16 protein-coding genes are annotated in these 14760 nt (G+C 71.0%); 2 read left to right on the plus strand and 14 right to left on the minus strand.

What is annotated here, in order from left to right; all coding sequences use genetic code 11:
- Positions 1–136 precede the first annotated feature (136 nt).
- The 3 genes from ETD86_RS01190 to ETD86_RS01200 all read right to left on the minus strand — a co-directional run bounded on the left by ETD86_RS01190 (position 137) and on the right by ETD86_RS01200 (position 1728).
- Positions 137–331: a hypothetical protein gene (locus ETD86_RS01190; protein ID WP_090938435.1), complete on the minus strand. Its 195-nt coding sequence runs from the start codon at positions 329–331 to the stop codon at positions 137–139.
- A 190-nt stretch (positions 332–521) separates the two neighbouring features.
- Positions 522–797: an acylphosphatase gene (locus ETD86_RS01195; protein WP_211369744.1), complete on the minus strand. Its 276-nt coding sequence runs from the start codon at positions 795–797 to the stop codon at positions 522–524.
- A 28-nt stretch (positions 798–825) separates the two neighbouring features.
- The gene (locus ETD86_RS01200) at positions 826–1728 is read right to left on the minus strand and encodes a LysR family transcriptional regulator (protein WP_138664186.1); all 903 of its coding nucleotides are present in this window, start codon (positions 1726–1728) and stop codon (positions 826–828) included.
- 92 nt (positions 1729–1820) lie between these two features.
- On the opposite strand from ETD86_RS01200, the gene ETD86_RS01205 reads away from it, so the two are divergent.
- Positions 1821–2972 carry an MFS transporter gene (locus ETD86_RS01205; protein ID WP_138664187.1) on the plus strand — a complete coding sequence of 384 codons (1152 nt, stop codon included), beginning with the start codon at positions 1821–1823 and terminating at the stop codon, positions 2970–2972.
- On the opposite strand, the gene mutM is transcribed toward ETD86_RS01205, so the two are convergent.
- The 8 genes from mutM to ETD86_RS01245 all read right to left on the minus strand — a co-directional run bounded on the left by mutM (position 2911) and on the right by ETD86_RS01245 (position 10781).
- Positions 2911–3765, minus strand: a complete 855-nt coding sequence (gene mutM, locus ETD86_RS01210) for a bifunctional DNA-formamidopyrimidine glycosylase/DNA-(apurinic or apyrimidinic site) lyase (protein ID WP_138664188.1) — start codon at positions 3763–3765, stop codon at positions 2911–2913. The two genes, ETD86_RS01205 and mutM, sit on opposite strands and share 62 nt — an antisense overlap.
- A 111-nt stretch (positions 3766–3876) precedes the next feature.
- Complete coding sequence (rnc, locus tag ETD86_RS01215) at positions 3877–4596, minus strand: ribonuclease III (RefSeq protein ID WP_138664205.1); 720 nt, start codon at positions 4594–4596, stop codon at positions 3877–3879.
- Between the two features lie 215 nt (positions 4597–4811).
- Entirely contained in the window at positions 4812–4991 is a 180-nt protein-coding gene (gene rpmF / locus ETD86_RS01220) for a 50S ribosomal protein L32 (protein ID WP_082535183.1), read from the minus strand.
- 1 nt (position 4992) lies between these two features.
- Positions 4993–5544, minus strand: coding sequence for a YceD family protein (locus tag ETD86_RS01225; protein WP_138664189.1), 552 nt, complete (start codon positions 5542–5544; stop codon positions 4993–4995).
- A 72-nt stretch (positions 5545–5616) separates the two neighbouring features.
- Positions 5617–6093, minus strand: a complete 477-nt coding sequence (gene coaD, locus ETD86_RS01230) for a pantetheine-phosphate adenylyltransferase (protein ID WP_138664190.1) — start codon at positions 6091–6093, stop codon at positions 5617–5619.
- A 14-nt stretch (positions 6094–6107) separates the two neighbouring features.
- Complete coding sequence (rsmD, locus tag ETD86_RS01235) at positions 6108–6674, minus strand: 16S rRNA (guanine(966)-N(2))-methyltransferase RsmD (RefSeq protein WP_138664191.1); 567 nt, start codon at positions 6672–6674, stop codon at positions 6108–6110.
- A 300-nt stretch (positions 6675–6974) separates the two neighbouring features.
- Positions 6975–9158, minus strand: coding sequence for an ATP-dependent DNA helicase RecG (gene recG / locus ETD86_RS01240; RefSeq protein ID WP_138664192.1), 2184 nt, complete (start codon positions 9156–9158; stop codon positions 6975–6977).
- Positions 9159–9236: 78 nt separating this feature from the next.
- The gene (locus ETD86_RS01245; RefSeq protein WP_138664193.1) at positions 9237–10781 is read right to left on the minus strand and encodes a DAK2 domain-containing protein; all 1545 of its coding nucleotides are present in this window, start codon (positions 10779–10781) and stop codon (positions 9237–9239) included.
- A gap of 300 nt (positions 10782–11081) precedes the next feature.
- Between ETD86_RS01245 and rpmB the strand changes: the two genes are divergently transcribed.
- Positions 11082–11267 carry a 50S ribosomal protein L28 gene (gene rpmB / locus ETD86_RS01250; RefSeq protein WP_043618345.1) on the plus strand — a complete coding sequence of 62 codons (186 nt, stop codon included), beginning with the start codon at positions 11082–11084 and terminating at the stop codon, positions 11265–11267.
- Positions 11268–11335: 68 nt separating this feature from the next.
- Here the strand turns inward: rpmB and thiD are convergent, their stop codons facing one another.
- From thiD to ETD86_RS01265, 3 genes are all read right to left on the minus strand, one after another.
- Complete coding sequence (gene thiD, locus ETD86_RS01255; protein ID WP_138664194.1) at positions 11336–12139, minus strand: bifunctional hydroxymethylpyrimidine kinase/phosphomethylpyrimidine kinase; 804 nt, start codon at positions 12137–12139, stop codon at positions 11336–11338.
- 8 nt (positions 12140–12147) lie between these two features.
- A complete protein-coding gene (locus tag ETD86_RS01260; protein WP_138664195.1) occupies positions 12148–13395 on the minus strand; it encodes a hypothetical protein in 1248 nt (415 codons plus the stop codon).
- A gap of 908 nt (positions 13396–14303) precedes the next feature.
- Positions 14304–14760, minus strand: a 457-nt coding sequence (locus ETD86_RS01265) for a thiamine-phosphate kinase (protein ID WP_425465606.1), incomplete at its 5' end; no start/stop codon positions are given.

The raw sequence follows: 14760 nt of genomic DNA on the forward strand, positions 1-14760 counted from the left end.
CGGCTTCGGAAAGCCTACTGGTCCTGACTGCCCTACGGGGGCATGTACAGTCCGGGACCGCGTTGACCAGGGAGTTCGGGCAAATAACAAGGGACGCCTCGCTGAGACGTCCCTGGGTCTTGCGCTCCGATCACTCTCAGGTGAGTGCCGGCTCGCGCTCTTGCATGCGGCTGAGTGCCTCGTCGCGGGTTTGCGCCGCAAGAGCGTCATTCGTGGCCTGAAGTCGGATGAGTTCTGCCTCCAGGTCGCGGATACGCTGCTGCAGGCGGCGCATCTCCGAGACCATCCGAGGGTCAGGACCGCCGACGTGGCCGAGTAGAGCCTTCGCCATGGTAAAGGGTCCTCCACGCTGAGTGACCAGACTGGTTCGCGCACTTCTATTCCGCGGGAGGGGTGCGCGTGGTACCTAACAAGAGTCGCACCGGCAGTGTGGGCGGTCAAGTCGAACAAACCGCTGCGCCCTACTGATGGGCACTCCCGACATACAACTATACCCTATTTGGGCCGTTTATCGGAAGCCGCTATCGCTCTACAAAATCGCCCAAACTACCTCGGGGTTCGCTCCAGCGTTCTACTACTCCATCGACCCTGCCCGGCGTGTCGCAACCTCTGAGCAGCTCCAGCAGCTTGACGCAGCTCTCCCGCGGCCCCTCCGCCACGACCTCCACCCGGCCGTCCTCGGTGTTGCGCGCCCAGCCCGCCAGACCGAGCTCCAGGGCTCTGGCCCGGGTCCACCAGCGGAACCCCACACCCTGGACTCTCCCCCGTACCCAAGCCGTCAGTCTTGCGTCATCCAAATTTTCGTGCATCTTTCCTCCCCTGAGATCAGGCCACCAGGGCCTCCACCCCGAGCGCGTGCCCCGCCGCCGCCTCCTCGAACGCCCTGATCGCTGCCGTCTCCGCCGCCTTCACCCAGGCCAGGCCCAAGATCGACGGGGGTAGCCCGGTGACGGGGACGAAGCTTAGGTCGGGGCGCCGGTGGTGGGCGGCCGTGGGGGTGCAGAACAACATGCCGCCCCGGTCGAGCGCCACCTGGGTGAGGCCCTCCTGGGTGGTGGCGACCGTACCGGCGCGGGGAATCGGACGTCCTGAAGGGGTCACGGAGGGTGCGACGCGCTCCCGCCACCAGCGCGGCGCCGGGCCCTCCAGGCCGATCAGCGGAACCGACGCCAGCTCCTCCACGCCGATGCTCGCGCGGGCGGCCAGCGGGTGGCGAGCGGACACGCCGAGCCGGTACGAGACCCGGTTCAGCGCCGTACCCGTGGCCAGGTCCGGCTCGTCCACCGGCAGCAGCGTGAACGCGATGTCCACCCGCCCGGCCCGCAACTTGCCGAAGGGGTCGGAGAGCGAGATCTCCACCAGCTCCGCCTCGCACTCCGGGTGACGGCGCTCGAAGGCCCGTACGGCGCCCGTGACGGCGTCCGTGGGCGTCGCCAGGAAGCCGACCCTGAGCACGCCCGTCACCTCGCGGGCGGCCGCCATGGCGCGGCTCACGGCGTTCGCCAGCCCGTCGTAGGCGGGCCTCAGATCGGCCAGGAAGCGCTCACCGAGGGGCGTCAGGCGGACGCGGCGGCTGGTGCGGTCGAAGAGCCTGGCGCCGATCCTGGTCTCCAGCGCGCGCATGAGCTGGCTCACCCGGCCCGGCGACAGGTAGAGGCGTTCGGCCGTACGCGCGAAGTGCAGCTCCTCGCTGAGCACCACGAAGCACTCCAGCTCCCTGAAGTCCATCCCCACCTCCGGGCGATCGCTTAGCCTGCCTAAACCAAGTCTTCGACCTTCGCCATTGTTCCCGCCCTTGGTGCGGCAACAGGCTGAGGCGCATGACGACATCCCTTGTTCCCGCCCCCGTACGGGCGCGCTGGCTCGCCGTGTCCTCGCTGGCGGTGGGCACGTTCACGCTCGTGACCAGCGAGATGCTGCCTGTCGGCCTGTTGACCTCGATCGCCGCCGACCTCGGCGTGTCCGCCGGCACGGCCGGGCTCACGATGACGGCGCCAGGGCTGGTCGCCGCGGTCTCCGCGCCCGTGCTGACGATCGCCACCCGCCGGCTGGACCGCCGTACCGTGCTGCTGGGGCTGATGGCGCTGCTGGCCGTGGCCAATCTGGCGGCCGCGCTGGCGCCCGGCTACGCGGTCATGCTGGCGGCCCGGGTGCTGACCGGGGTGAGCATCGGCGGCTTCTGGGCGTTCGCGGCCGGCCTCGGAACACGGCTGGCCCCGGAGCGGCACGTCGGGCGGGCCACGTCGATCATCTTGTCCGGGGTGTCGGTGGCGTCGGTGCTGGGGGTGCCCGCGGCGACGTTCGTCTCGTCGTTCGCAGGCTGGCGCACGGCGTTCGCGGCGATGGGCGTGCTCGCCCTGGCCCTGCTCGCGCTGCTGGCCGCGACGGTGCCGCCGCTGCCCGGCGAGGCCCACGGCGCCCGTGCCGGGCGGCTCTCGGGGACGCTGAAGGTCGCCCTGCTCCTGACCGTCCTGATCGTGTCCGGCCACTTCTCGGCCTACACCTACGTCCGGCCGTTCCTGGAGCAGGTCGCGCACGCCGGTCCCGCGCTCGTGAGCACGGCGCTGCTCGTGTACGGGGCCGCGGGTGTGCTCGGCAACTTCGCCGCCGGGGCCCGGGCGGCCAGGAACCCCCAGCCGGTCCTGATCACGCTGGCCGCCCTCATGGCCCTGGCCACGGCGGCGCTGCCGCTGATCGGCCTGCCGCTGCCCGCTCTCGTGGTGTGGGGGCTCGGCTACGGCGGCGTGGGCGTCACCCTGCAGCTGTGGATCATGCGGGAAGGCGGCGGCGAGCTCGGCACGGCGCTCTTCGTCGCCGCCTTCAACGTCTCCATCGCGCTCGGCGCGTTCGCCGGCGGCCGGATCGTGGACGGCGTGTCGATCTCCGCGGTGATGTGGGCAGGGGCCGCGCTCAGCGTGCTGGTCGCGGCCGTCGCTGGCATGTGGGGCAGGAGTAGGACGACCGGTTCATGAACGCCTCCCGCCTGATCGGCGTGCCGCATCTGGAGCACGGCAGGTCGCGGCGGCCGTAGACCTCCAGGGAGCGGTCGAAGTAGCCGCTCTCGCCGTTGACGTTGACGTACAGGCTGTCGAATGACGTGCCGCCCTGCACGAGCGCGGCGGCCATGACCGTGCGGACGGCGGTGACCAGCTCGGCGATCTTGGGGCGGGTGAGCGTCTGCGTGGGGCGGGCCCAGTGCAGCTTGGCGATCCACAACGCCTCGTCGGCGTAGATGTTGCCGACGCCACTGATCAGCGACTGGTCGAGCAGTGCCCGTTTGATCTCGGTGTGCTTGCCCCTGAGCCGGCGGGCGAACTCGGTCTCGTCGAACGCCGGCTCGAACGGGTCGGGGGCGATGTGGGAGATCGGCTCGGGCACCCCGCCCGCCATGGCGGCGATCATGACGTGGCCGAACGTCCGCTGGTCGATGAAGCGCAGGTCGGGGCCGCCGTCCACGAAGCGGAGGCGTACCCGCAGGTGCTTCTCCAGCGGCGCGTCCTGGTCCACGACGAGCAGCTGGCCGCTCATGCCCAGGTGGGCCATGAGGGCCTCCTCGGCCCCGGACAGCGGCAGCCACAGGTATTTGCCGCGGCGCTCCGCCGACAACACCGCGCGGCCCTTGAGCCGCGCGGCGAACTCGTCGGCGCCGGGCACGTGGCGCCTGATGGCACGGGGGTGGTAGACCTCCGCCGCGGCGATCTCACGGCCGGCGACCCACTGCGCGAGGCCGCGCCTGACGACCTCGACCTCCGGCAACTCCGGCAACCCGCACCTCGCCCTCTGTCCGATGGCCCCGTCGCCTGCCCGGAAACTTCCGGAGGAGGCGCTGGGCCCAGTATCGGGCACCCGCAGCCCGGCCGGTGCCGGCTGAGCGGCTCAGCCGGCCGGTTGGCTCTCCCGCTGCTCGCGGCGGGCCCTGATGCGGGTCCACGCCGCCTCGGCCGCCTGCTGCTCGGCCTCCTTCTTGCTGCGCCCGGTGCCCGAGCCGTAGGACTCGCCGCCGACCCGGACCATGGCCGTGAACGACTTGGCGTGGTCGGGGCCGCTCTCCTCGACGTGGTATTCGGGCACCCCGAGCGCCTCGGAGGCGGTCAGCTCCTGCAGCGAGGTCTTCCAGTCGAGCCCGGCGCCGAGCGAGGCCGAGCGGACGATCAGCGGGTCGAACAGCACGTGCACGACCCGGAACGCCTCGTCGAGCCCCTTGTCGACGTAGATCGCGCCGATCAGGGCCTCCAGCGTGTCTGCCAGGATCGACGACTTGTCGCGGCCGCCCGTGCCCTCCTCGCCCCTGCCCAGCCGCAGGAACCGGCCCAGGCCCAGGTTGCGGGCCACGTCGGCGAGCGCGCGCATGTTGACCACCGCGGCCCGCAGCTTCGCCAGCTGGCCCTCGGGCAGGTCGGGGTGGTTGCGGTAAAGGGTGTCGGTGACGACCAGGCCCAGCACCGAGTCGCCCAGGAACTCCAGGCGCTCGTTGGTGGGCAGGCCGCCGTTCTCGTACGCGTACGAGCGGTGCGTCAGCGCCCGCTCGAGAATGTCGGGGTCGAGACCGACCGACAGGACCCGCTCCAGCTCGTCTTGGGCGACCTCCACGGCCACCGGCTTAGGACCTGCGCCCACGTGCTTCCTCCTCGGACATCTTCGCATGGCGCGTGGACTGCGGAAGATGCCCGAAAACGTGGTGGGCGTCGGGGTAACACGTAGCCCCGGCGTCCACCACGGCCGCGGGCGAACCGCTGCCGCACGCTTCTGAGACGGTAACGCCGACCGAGGCACAATGGCACCCGGTCGGCATCACGTCAACTGTCAGCGGATCAGGCGGACGGCTCGACGACCTGACGACGGTTGTAGGTGCCGCAGGTGGGGCACGCGATGTGCGGCTGCTTCGGCGAACGGCACTGAGGGCAGCTCACCAGGGCGACGGCAGTCGTCTTCCACTGGGAGCGACGGGCGCGGGTGTTGCTCCGCGACATCTTTCGCTTCGGGACGGCCACGTCACTTCTCCTGATCGTTATCTTTGTCGGTAACCAGACCTTGCAACGACGCCCAACGGGCGTCGATATTCTCGTGCCGGTGATCCTCGCCGGCCTCGGCCAGCTTGATCCCGCACTCCGCGCAGAGCCCTTCGCAGTCCTCACGGCACACCGGGCTCAGCGGCAGTGCGAGCACCACCGCGTCGCGGAACGCCGGCTCGAGGTCGAGCAGCTCACCGTCGAGCAGCGAGTCCTCCTCCGAGGCGTCCTCGTCGGAGTAGAAGAACAGCTCCTGCAGGTCCACCTCGATGTCCGAGGAGACCGGATCCAGACAGCGAGCGCACTCCCCGGCGAGCGGGGCCTGCGCCGTGCCGGACACGAGCACGCCTTCCATCACTGCTTCGAACCGGAGATCCAGCTCGACTTCGGCGTCCTTGGGGACACCGATCATGTCGACGCCGAGATCCACCGGTGCCGGGAGGGTCAGGGTCATCCGCCGCATCGTGCCCGGCCGCTTTCCCAGGTCATGAGTGGAGATCACCCACGGGGAGCGGGGGTCGAGGTGCTGAGTCATCCTGCTCTCGCTAGGCGTGGCGAAAACAATCGCCGTCGTACAAGGCCGAAATGAAAGGATAGCAGGTCGGCGTCAGCTCCTGAGCCGCTCGATGAGCAGCTTGTGGACCAGGTCCGGGACCAGGCCCGAGACGTCCCCACCATATCGGGCGATCTCCTTCACCCGGCTGGAGGACAGGAACGAGTATTCGGGGTTCGTGGGCATGAACAGCGTCTCCACCCCCGAGAGGCGGTAGTTGAGCTGGGCCATCTGCAGCTCGTAGTCGAAGTCGCTGACCACCCTGATGCCCTTGACGATGGCGGGGATGTCGTTCTGCTTGCAGAAGTCCACGAGCAGGCCGTGGAACTTCCGGACCTTGACGTTGTCGAATTCCTTGGTCACGGTCTGCAGGATCTCGATGCGTTCGTCGACGGTGAACAGACTGCTCTTCTCGACGTTGATGAGCACTGCCACGGTCACCTCGTCATAAAGGCGGGCCGAGCGGCCGATGATGTCGAGGTGGCCATTGGTGATGGGGTCGAACGACCCCGGGCAGACAACGCGGCGCAAGACGCCTCCCAGGTCTACGGGTTCCCGGCGGCGCGACCGTACCAAACGGACGCTTCGCCATAGCGACGGACCCTCTCCTCAACGTACCCTTCCGGCCATACCAGGGCCTTTCCCCTGCTTTCCCGCTCGAACGCCACCAACCCCTCCTCGACCAGCCAGCCGTGGTCACGCAGCAACTCCAGGACCGTGCGGACCTCGGCGTCGGAGACGGCGTAGGGCGGGTCGGCGAAGACGATGTCGAACGGGGCGTCCGGCGTCTTGGCCAGCACCCGCTCCACCCTGTCGGCCACCACGCTCGCGCCGTCCAGCCCCAGGGACTGGACGTTCGCCTTGATCGTTCTGGCCGCCTTCGGGTCGGACTCGACCAGCACGGCCTCGGCCGCTCCGCGTGACAGCGCCTCCAGGCCGACAGCCCCTGATCCGGCGTAGAGGTCCATGACCCGGGCGTCGTGGAGTCCGTACAGTGAATCGAGCGTCAAGAAGATCCCTTCTCGTGCCCTGTCACTGGTCGGTCTCGTCCCGCGCCCCGGCGGGACCGCCAGCCGCCGCCCACCCGCGCTCCCCGCGATGATCCGAGTCATGTGCCCCATTCTTTCGCATGTTGACGCAGGTCAAGAGTGGACAAGTGTCTGCCTCGAGTGCGCAAGGGTGATTCACATCGGTGCGACGGGCCCGCATGATGAGTCTGCGGCCTTCAAGGTGACCCACATGAAGGCCGACCGGCGTGATCGTGAGCCCTTCCGCACGCCGGTTCCCTCGGCACCTGACCCGAGGGTGGGCCCAGCCGGGGACGGCATTCGGGGGGAGGCCGTCCCCGCGGCTGGGTTCTTTTTTCATGTTTCACGCGGTGCCGTGGTCCGCCATTCGCCCCACCGCACCCGTCACGTCTTCTCCAAATACTCCGCCCGCTCGTCCTCCAGCAGCCGGTCGATCTCGGCCCTCAGCCCTTCGTGGGACGTCAGGTCCGGGTCGTCGACCAGGAGGGCGGCCGCCTCCTCGCGGGCCGTGGCGATGACGTCCTCGTCCCGCAGCAGTTGCAGCAGCTTCAGCGACGAGCGCTTGCCCGACTGGGCCGCCCCCAGGACGTCGCCCTCCCGCCGCTGCTCCAGGTCCACCCGCGACAGCTCGAAGCCGTCCAGGGTGGCGGCCACCGCGTCCAGGCGGAGGCGGGCCGGAGTGCCCTCGGGGAAGTCGGAGACCAGGAGGCACAGGCCGGGGAGGCCGCCGCGCCCCACGCGGCCGCGCAACTGGTGGAGCTGGGAGACGCCGAAGCGGTCGGCGTCCATGATGATCATGACGGAGGAGTTGGGGACGTCGACGCCCACCTCGATGACCGTCGTGGCGACCAGGACGTCCAGCTCGCCGCGGGTGAAGGAGCGCATGATCGCGTCCTTCTCCTCCGGCGGCAGCTTGCCGTGCAGGGTGCCGACCCGCAGGTCGTGGAAGGGGCCCTGGGTCAGGAGCTCGGCCACGTCCAGGACGGCCAGCGGCGGCCGGCGCTCGTCGTCCGCGGCCGCCGCCACGACCGCCATGTCGCCCTCGTCGCCCTCCAGATCGCCGATGCGCGGGCACACGATGTAGGCCTGCCGCCCCAGCGCCACCTCCTCCCGCACCCGCTCCCAGGTGCGCTCCAGGTAGTGGGGCTTGTCCGCGGCTGGTACGACGTGCGTGGTGATCGGGGCGCGGCCCGACGGAAGCTGGGACAGGGTCGAGACCTCCAGGTCGCCGAAGACCGTCATGGCGACCGTACGAGGAATCGGCGTGGCCGTCATGACCAGGACGTGCGGGCGGCCGCCGCCCGCCTTCTCACGCAACGCGTCGCGCTGCTCGACCCCGAAGCGATGCTGCTCGTCGACCACGACCAGCCCCAGGTCGGCGAACTGCACGTGCTCCTGCAGCAACGCGTGCGTGCCGACGACGATCCCGGCGGTGCCGGAGGCGGCGTCGAGCAGCGCGGAGCGCCGGGCGGCCGCGCCCATCGAACCGGTCAGCAGCGTGACCGCGGTGCCGCCGAACATGCCGCCCTGCGCCAGGTCACCCAGCATGTTCGTGATCGAGCGGTGGTGCTGCTGGGCGAGCACCTCGGTCGGGGCCAGCAGCGCGGCCTGCCCACCGGCGTCCACCACCTGCAACATCGCGCGCAGCGCCACCACCGTCTTGCCCGCGCCGACCTCGCCCTGCAGCAGCCGGTGCATCGGGTGTTCGAGCGCGAGGTCGGCGGCGATCTCCTCCCCCACCTGCGCCTGCCCCTCCGTCAGCGAGAACGGCAACCGCTCGTCGAACGACGCCAGCAGCCCGTCACCCCGCCTGGGCCGCGGCTTGGCCGGCCAGGCGGTGGCCGCCTGGCGACGCTGCAGCAGCACGGCCTGCAACACGAACGCCTCGTCGAACTTCAGCCGTTTGCGCGCCCGCCCCACCTCGGCGAAGTCCTTCGGCCGGTGGATGGCCACCAGCGCCTCGGCCAGCGGCTGCAGGCCGTGCCGCACGCGCAGCTCGGCGGGCAGCGGGTCCTCCAGCGGGCCGAGCGTGTCGAGCACGATGCCGACCGCGCGCCTGATCGCCCACGGCGTCAGGTCCTTGCCCGCCGGATAGATCGGCACCGGCACCGCCGCGAACTCCTCCGCGCTCCCCTCGCTCTCCTCGAACAGCTCGAACTCCGGGTGCGCGAGCTGCCAGCGCGGCCTGCCCCGCGCCCCGAACAGCCCCACCTTGCCCGCGAACATGCCGCGCCGCCCCGGCTTCAGCCGCGACTCGGCCACGTGGGAGCCCTTGCCGAAGAACGACAGGTAGATCTTGTTGCCGTTGCCGTCGACGACCTCGACCTCCAGCCAGGTGCCGCCGCGGTTGCGCATGGGTTTGCGCATGAGCCTGGTCACCTCGCCGACCACGGTGACGTGCTCGTCCACCTCGAGCGCGTCCAGCGAGGTCAGCTCGCCACGCTCGGCGTAGCGTCGCGGGTAGTGGCGCAGCAGGTCGCCGACCGTCTCCAGGTCGAGCACGCTGTGCAGCAGCTTGGCGGTCTTCGGGTCGAGCGCCTTCGTCAGAGGCTCGTCGAAACGGCTCACGGCATTAAGTTCTACCGCCTGCGGCCGACAGGAATCCCGTTCCCGCCGCTTTGCGGGCGGTGGCCGCCCCGGCTCGCCTTACTCCACGCCGATCAGCAGCGGGTAGCCGCCCTGCTCGCCGTCGTAGACCACGAGGTCCACGTCCGGCCGCGTACGTCTCAGATGCTCCTCTACGCAGGCGGCGAGACCCGCGGGCGCCTCGGCGCCCGTGACCAGGGTCACCAGCTCGCCGCCGCCCGCCACCATCCGGTCCACGATCATGGTGGAGACCCGCTCCAGCGTGTCGCCGATCACCGCGACGTCACCCTCGATCATGCCGAGCACGTCACCGGGACGGCACACCCCGGCGCTCGTGAACGCCTCCCTGTCGGCCACCGTCACGTGTCCGTGCCTGGTCTGGCTCGCCGCGTCGGTCATCGCCACCACGTCGTCGTCGAAGCGGCGCAGCGGATCGTGGACGGCCAGCGCCGCCAGCCCCTGCACGGTGGCCTTGGTGGGCAGCACGCTGACCGCGACGCCGTCCTCGCGGGCGATCTCGGCCGCGGCGACGGCGACGGCGCCGACGCCCTCGTCGTTCGGCAGGACCGCGACCTCGCTGCCGGCCTGCCTGATCGCGGCCAGCAGGGCCGGGAGCGCGGGCCGGGCGCCGGGCGCGCGGCGTACCACGACGGCCCCGCACTCCTCGAACAACGCCGCGATCCCGTCCCCGGCGGCGACCGCCACCACGCCCCTGCCGGCGCTGCCGCGGTGGGTACGCTCGGCCAGGTAGGTGATCTTGATCCGGTGCGGCCGCCCCGCCCGCAGCCCGGCCTCCACGGCCGGACCGGCCTCGGCCACGTGGACGTGCACGTTCCACAGGCCCTCGCCGCCGACCACGACGAGCGAGTCGCCCATGGCGTCGAGCTCCTCGCGCAGCCCGGCCACCGCCCGGTCATCGGCGTCCAGCAGGTACATCACCTCGTAGCCGGCCCCGACCTCGGTCATCGGCGCCACCCGCGCGGTCGGCGGGGGCACGTCGTAGTGGTCGGCGTACGAGTCGGTGATCACGGCGGCCAGGGTCTCCAGCACGATCGCCGCTCCCGCGCCGCCCGCGTCCACGACGCCGCTCCGGGCCAGCACGTCGAGCTGGTCCGGGGTACGCCGCAGCGCCGCCCGCGCCTCCCCCGCCGCCTGCCGCGCCACCTCGTGCAGATCCCCGTCCAGATCCTGTACGGCCCGCGCGGCGGACTCCAGCACGCTCAGCACCGTGCCCTCGACCGGCCGGGCCACCGCCTCCCTGGCCAGCACGGCGGCCCTCAGCAGCCCGGCGCGCAGGTCGTGGCCGTCCTTCAGCACCTCGGCGAGGCCGCGCAACGCCTGGCTGACGATCACGCCGGAGTTGCCGCGGGCCCCGACCAGGGCGCCGTACGAGAGCGTCTGCCATACCACGGCGGTGTCCACGTCGTCGGGCAGCGACTCGACGGCCTCGGCCGCGGACAACATGGTGAGATGCAGGTTCGTGCCGGTGTCGCCGTCGGCGACCGGGAATACGTTGAGCGCGTCGATCTCCGCCCTGGCCCGGCCCAGGGCATCAGCCGCCAGGCGGGCCCAGCGGCGCACCGCGGTCGGGTCGAGGATCTTCATCTACGCCCTCCGACTGTCTCCCCGACCAACCGACCCTGTATCCCCAGCCGACCGACCCTGTATCCCCAGCCGACCGACCCTGTAGCCCCAGCCGACCCCTCGGCAGCCCCGCATGCGCTACCGTTGTTGGAGGAGAATATCCCCGCAGGGGGCTACGTGGAGCGCTCGCCAGCGCTCCGGTTCGCGCCCAACGGTATGGATCGGATATCCTCATCAGGCTGGCCGGTTGTCCCGGCCTGCCCTCCGCCCGGAAACGCATCAGCGGACAGGGCTACATCGACTGTTTTAAGGAGCGATACCGTGGCTTCCGTCTGCGATGTCTGCCGCAAGGGGCCGACCTTCGGCAACAACGTGTCCCACTCGCACCGCCGCACCCGTCGTCGTTGGAACCCCAACATCCAGACGGTTCGCGCGGTCGTCGGCGGCACGCCGAAGAAGCTGAACGTGTGCACCTCGTGCATCAAGGCGGGCAAGGTCACCCGCTAGTTCCACACTTACGCGCATGCCCGTTGCTCCTGAGGGAGTAACGGGCATGCGCGTTTTCGGGGCCCGGGTCAGCGCCAGGGCCAGGCGTGGTCCACCGGGCCGATGCCGGCGCCCAGGGGGAAGCCGCGGGCGATCGCGCCCGTCACGTACTCCTTCGCCTTGCCCACCGCCGCAGGCACGTCGTCGCCCAGCGCGAGCCGTGACGCGATGGCTGACGCCAGTGTGCAGCCAGTCCCGTGGGTGTGGCGGTTGTCGAGGCGTTCGGCGGCGAAGCGGTATTCGCTCGTGCCGTCCGTGAGCAGGTCCACGGGCGCGCCGGGCAAGTGACCGCCCTTGATCAGCGCCCACGTGGGTCCCAGCTCCAGTACGGCGTCCGCCGCCCGCCGCAACCCCTCCTCGTCCTCGACCTTGACCGAGGTGAGCTGCTCCACCTCCCACAGGTTCGGCGTGGCCACGGCGGCCAGGGGCAGCAGCCGGGTTCGCAGGGTCTCGACGGCCTCGGGCGCCAGCAGGGAGTCACCGTGCTTCGACACCCCGACGGGATCGACCACGACGGGCGCGGCATAACCGCCCAGCACGTCCGCCACGATCTCGACCAGCGCCGGAGAGGCCAGCATGCCGGTCTTGACCGCCTGGGCGCCGATGTCGCCGAGCACCGAGTCGAGCTGCGCCCGTACGGCCTCGGGCGGCAGCTCCCAGTAGCCCTGGACGCCGAGCGAGTTCTGCGCGGTCACCGCCGCGATGACACTCATGCCGTGGACGCCCATGGCCAGCATGGTCTTCAGATCGGCTTGGATGCCCGCGCCGCCTCCTGAGTCGGAGCCGGCGACGGTCAGCACGCGTGGAGGGGTCGAAACCGTCATGTCCCCCATCCAACCATTCAGCTGATGGAGCACTCCCCGGTGACCATGCCGCAGGTCTCCGCCTCCTGGCCGCGGCCCGTGGCGGTGAACGACACGTTGGCCGAGTCGCCCGCTGCCAGCGTCCCCGCCAGGTCGAGGATCAGCAGGTCGCCGTCCTGCGTCCACTCGGCGCCGCTCACGCTCACCACCCGGCCGTCGACGGGCACGGACACCGTGGGGCGGTCCAGCTGTTCCTGCGAGGTGTTCGAGAGCGTCATGTCGGCTCTGTAGGTGGTCAGGCGCTGGCTGATCGTCTGCCTGATGTTCACCGAGGCGCCGCTGCCACCGGAGTTGAACGTCCCCGCTCCGGAGGTGGGATCCGGCGTGACGCCGACGGTCGGCGTGCCGTCGTCCACCGGCGACGGGTTCTCGCTCGGCGAGATGGTCACGCCTTCCTCGACGGGCGCCTCCGACGACTGCGTCGGCGTAGGCGTCGGCGCGGTGGACTTCTTCACCTTGGTCTTGGCCGGCGTCGGTGTAGGCGTGGCCGAGGTGGTGCGCCGTGGCGTGCGAGGGGCGTACGAGGCCGTCGGCGTCGGGGTGTCGGAGGGTGTGGTCTCCTCCTCCGCGGCCGTGTCCTCCTCCGGCTCGGTCTCCTCCGGGGCGGGGTCGGAGACGGCGGGGTCTGGCTGGCCGCTCGCGGTCTGTGCGGCCGCGCACGTGGTGCCCTCGCACTTGGCGGGGGCGCCGGAAGAGCTCATGAGCTTGACGCCGGCCACGGTGCCGCCGAGCACGATGGCCACGGCCGCCACAGACAGCAGCGCGACCCGGCCCTTGCCTGCTCCCGACGAGGGCGCGAGCAACTCGCCGTCGCCACGCCCGCCGCCACCGCCGCCGCCACGCCCGCCCTTGCGGCGGCCACGGCGGCCCTTGCGCTCGTCCGGCTCGTCCAGGCCGGAGTCGTTCGACCAGCCGGAGCCCAGGAACCCTGTCTCGGTCTCCGCCCACGCCGGTGTCTGCACGGCCGTCGGCTCGCCGGCCACCTTGATGTCGCCCGGCTCGGGCGGGCTGATCGACCCGGCGCCGAAGCCCTGGGTCTGGTCGAAGCCGGCCGTACGGTCATCGGGCCCGCCAAAACCACCATCACGGTCATCGGGCCCGTCGAAGAAACCGTGGCGCTCGTCCGGGCCGTCGAAGAAACCATTGCGGCCGTCCGGGCCGTCGAAGGGTCCGGGGGTGCCGCCGGGGCTCTGACCCCCGAAGAACCCTGGCCCTTCGCCAGGCATAGGTCCGCCGAAGGCGCCGCGCTCGTCGCCGGGTCTCGGCCCTCCGAAGGCGCCGGGACCCTCACTGGGCCTTGGCCCGCCGGGACCGCCCGGTCCTCCGGGAGTACCGGGACCGCTGGGCCGCTCGAAGGCGCCGGTGGCAGGACCGTCGAAAGCGCCAGGGCCGCGGAAGGTGTCAAAACCACCGGCCTGCCCCGGGCCGTGGACCGGGCCTGAAGCGCCGAAGGGGCCTGCCGGTCCTGAAGTGCCGAAGGGGCCTGCCGGTCCTGAAGTGCCGAAGGGGCCTGCCGGTCCTGGGGTACCGAAGGGGCCTGGAGCGTTCGAAGGGCCTGGGCCGTCCGGGAAGTCGTTCCGGGAGCCCGGACCGTTGGCGGGGCCGAGGAGGTCGGGAGGTGCGTCCCACTCCGGCGGGCGGACGAACGCGCCCGTCGTCTCAAAGGGCCCGGCCTGCTCGCCGTACGGGCTCGGCGGCGGAAAGCCGCCTCCAGGGTGGCCGGCCGCCGGGAAGGCGCCGGCAGGGTCGTTGGCCGGTGGCATACCGCGGGTGGAGTCGTTGGGCAACGCGAAGGCCCCGGTGGTCTCGAACGGCCCGGGCTGCGGCCCATGCGGCGACGGCGGCTCACTCTCGCGGCGCGACATCGGGGCCCACTGCCCCGTCACCTCGGGCCGGTCAGGCATCGACGGCCAGCCCGGCTGGTCATCAGGCTCGTCAGGACCCCAGAATGCGCTGCCGTTTCCCCCTTCATCCCCGTCGTCGGATCCACCTGTGCCGTGGCGGCCCATGGTTGCCCTTTCTGCCGGGTACAGTGGCCGCCAATCTTCATAACACCTTTGCTACGCCGTTGTCACAGCAATCCCACTAGTGATACCCCAAATCAGGAAAATATCACTTAAATCGGGACAGATCATCACCCAAAGTGATCCCATCCGCGCTGTCCTATCTCACGTCCGTACACCAGTACGCCGTCCCCCGCGACCACCCGGCCCACGACCTGCCACGACGCCGGCAACCGTACCCCTCGGGGAAAGACCGCAGCGAGTGCGTGATCCTCGCCCCCCGTGAGCACCCACTCCAGCGGATCCACCCCCAGCTCCTTGGCCGCCGCCGCCACCGGCTCGCCGACGGCGAACGCCTGCGGATCCAGCTCGATCCGCACCCCGCTGGCCTTCGCGACGTGGCCGAGATCCTGCAGCAGCCCGTCGCTGACGTCGAGCATCGCGGTCGCGCCCAGCTCGGCGGCCCGCGGCCCCTCCGCGTACGGGGGACTCGGCCGCAGATGCCCGGCCACCGCCTCCTCGAGGACGGCGGAGGCCACCGGCGCCCCGGCTTCGAGCAGCGCCCACCCGGCGGCGGAGTACCCGAGC

Source organism: Nonomuraea turkmeniaca (assembly GCF_005889735.1).
GTDB classification, from domain to species: Bacteria; Actinomycetota; Actinomycetes; order Streptosporangiales; family Streptosporangiaceae; genus Nonomuraea; species Nonomuraea turkmeniaca.

What these genes read in the sequence shown, in the direction of transcription:
- ETD86_RS01225 (WP_138664189.1), bottom strand. Translation starts at nt 5,544, where the DNA reads ATGACTCAGCACCTCGACCCCCGCTCCCCGTGGGTGATCTCCACTCAT.
- ETD86_RS01260 (WP_138664195.1), bottom strand. Translation starts at nt 13,395, where the DNA reads ATGCCTGGCGAAGGGCCAGGGTTCTTCGGGGGTCAGAGCCCCGGCGGC.
- rsmD (WP_138664191.1), bottom strand. Translation starts at nt 6,674, where the DNA reads ATGACTCGGATCATCGCGGGGAGCGCGGGTGGGCGGCGGCTGGCGGTC.
- ETD86_RS01190 (WP_090938435.1), bottom strand. Translation starts at nt 331, where the DNA reads ATGGCGAAGGCTCTACTCGGCCACGTCGGCGGTCCTGACCCTCGGATG.
- ETD86_RS01245 (WP_138664193.1), bottom strand. Translation starts at nt 10,781, where the DNA reads ATGAAGATCCTCGACCCGACCGCGGTGCGCCGCTGGGCCCGCCTGGCG.
- ETD86_RS01200 (WP_138664186.1), bottom strand. Translation starts at nt 1,728, where the DNA reads ATGGACTTCAGGGAGCTGGAGTGCTTCGTGGTGCTCAGCGAGGAGCTG.
- ETD86_RS01205 (WP_138664187.1), top strand. Translation starts at nt 1,821, where the DNA reads ATGACGACATCCCTTGTTCCCGCCCCCGTACGGGCGCGCTGGCTCGCC.
- thiD (WP_138664194.1), bottom strand. Translation starts at nt 12,139, where the DNA reads ATGGGGGACATGACGGTTTCGACCCCTCCACGCGTGCTGACCGTCGCC.